The 2,244-nt window shown below is 71.1% G+C and carries 2 protein-coding genes; both read left to right on the top strand.

Going from position 1 to position 2,244, the window contains the following annotated elements:
- Positions 1-951: hypothetical protein (locus tag ABNT58_RS17275; RefSeq protein ID WP_348754682.1), on the top strand; the 951-nt coding region annotated here is incomplete at its 5' end.
- 44 nt (positions 952-995) lie between these two features.
- Complete coding sequence (gene ribD / locus ABNT58_RS17270; RefSeq protein ID WP_348754681.1) at positions 996-2,120, top strand: bifunctional diaminohydroxyphosphoribosylaminopyrimidine deaminase/5-amino-6-(5-phosphoribosylamino)uracil reductase RibD; 1,125 nt, start codon at positions 996-998, stop codon at positions 2,118-2,120.
- Positions 2,121-2,244: the final 124 nt, after the last annotated feature.

The raw sequence follows: 2,244 nt of genomic DNA, 5'->3' as shown, positions 1-2,244 counted from the left end.
GCGGCAACCCCGGGCGTGCGCAGCTATGCCGACATCGCGCCCACCGCCACGCCTCAAACGCTGCCGTTTGCGGGCACCAATGCGAGCTACACCTTCAGCCGCGAGGTGCCGGAAGAAACACGCTTTCCGTTCCGCGCCGTATCGGCGCAGGTGACGTGGCAAGACCGCCAGGGCCAGACCCATCCCGTGCGGCTGGACACCATCGTGGCGGGCATCGACCCGGCGCTCTCGGGTTACCTCAGCCTGACGCCGGACGGCCAGCCCACCGCGGTGCCGGCACGCAACAACCGCAGGCTGCCGTCCTGGATCCGCGATCTGGGTGATGGCCGCAGCGTGCTCAAGCCAAGCAACTCAGACACCACCGCCTGGGTCTTCGACAACCGCAGCGGCAGCATCGTCGCGCGCTGCGTGGTGCCGTCGGTACGCACCACCGCCACGTTGACGGCTGCCGACCTCACCGACTGCACCGCCTTGACGGTGCCCGGCCGGCTCATCACCGGTTATGTGTGGTTCTCGCTCACCTCACCGCCCAGCGCAGAGGCGCCGGTGGGCACCGCATTCGAACTGCATCCCGTGTTCGCCTTCGGCAGCACCAGCAACACCTCGGCGGAGTGCTACGACAGCGCCAACGGCACGGCGTCGGCCAACCCCATCCAGTACGTGTGCGCCGTGTTCCCCGGCCAGGCCGGCGCCCCGTGGTCGGGCTACCTGACGATGGCCTCGTCGGCCTTGTGGCGCGGTGACGACGCTCACTACACCTTGTGCCGCTACAGCGCCGACCTGGACCGCTCGGGCAGCATCAGCAACGACGAGCATCCGCTGGACTACGTCAACGTGACGCAGAACCTGCTGTACCAGAACTTCCTGGTCGTGCGACGCAGCGAGTCCTGCCCGGCAGGCACTGGCAACGGCACGACGGCCACCGCCCAGCACGACCCTCGCCCCGCCTGAGGCCCGCGGCCGCGCCGCCCGGGCGCCTGGCCGACAATCGCGGCATGGATGCTGCGGCCTTTCCTTTCTCCGACCTCGACCGCCACTGGATGCGCCAGGCGCTGGACATCGCGCACCAGTCCATCGGCCTATCGGACCCCAACCCGCGCGTGGGGTGTGTGCTGGCAGGTGAAGGCTGGCATGTGCTGGGTCACACACAGGCCGCCGGGTCGGCGCATGCCGAAGTGATGGCGCTGCGCGCCGCCGCCGCCGCCGGCCACGACCCGCGAGGCGCCACTGCCTACGTCAGCCTGGAGCCCTGCGCGCACCACGGCCGCACCCCGCCCTGCTGCGACGCCTTGATCGCCGCGGGCGTCGGCCGCGTGGTGGCCGCGATCGAAGACCCGTTTCCGCAGGTCAGCGGCCAGGGCATCGCCCGCCTGCGCGCGGCCGGTATCCGGGTGGACGTCGGCTTGCTGGGCGATGAGGCGCGGGCGCTGAACATCGGCTTTTTCTCGCGCATCCGCCGGGGCCGACCCTGGCTGCGGATGAAGATCGCGGCTTCGCTCGACGGGCGCACCGCGTTGATGAACGGGGCCAGCCAGTGGATCACCGGGCCCCAGGCCCGGGCCGACGGCCACGCCTGGCGCAAGCGCGCGGGCGCGGTGCTCACCGGTATCGGCACCGTGCGCGACGACGATCCGCGCCTGGACGTTCGGCTGGTGGCATCGGCCCGCCAACCGCTGCGGGTGGTGGTCGATTCGCGCCTGGAGATCGACCCGAAGGCGCGGGTGCTGCAGGCGCCGGGGCAGGCGCTGGTGTACACCGCGTCATCGCCGCCGGCGGCCGAACGCTTCGATCCCGCGGTGGTGGAAGTGGCCCGGTTGCCTGCCACCGCCAGCGGCAAGACCGACCTGGCGGCGCTGCTGGCCGACCTCGCTCGGCGGGGCATCAACGAGCTGCACGTCGAGGCCGGTCACCGGCTCAACGGCTCGTTTCTGCGCGAAGGGCTGGTGGACGAGTTGCTGGTGTACCTGGCGCCCAAGATGATGGGGTCCGGGCGGGACATGGCGGCCTTCGGCCCGCTGCAGGCGCTGGCCGAGGGGCTGGACTTCAAATTCCTGGAGGCCAGCCCCGTCGGCCCCGACCTGCGGCTGCGCCTGCGCGCCGCCGGCAGGGACGACTTCTGATCGGCCGGCAGTGCCATCGGCAACGCTGCCACAATCCCTGCATGTTCACCGGCATCATCAGCGGCGTCGGCCGCATCACCCAGGTTGAAGCACTCGGCACCGACGCCAGCCACGGCAAGCGGCT

Origin of the sequence: uncultured Aquincola sp., from assembly GCF_964001545.1 — a bacterium.
Classification (GTDB): Bacteria; Pseudomonadota; Gammaproteobacteria; order Burkholderiales; family Burkholderiaceae_C; genus Aquincola.
The sequence above is the reverse complement of the archived record's forward strand: the minus strand, read 5'-3'. Positions and strand labels throughout refer to the sequence as shown.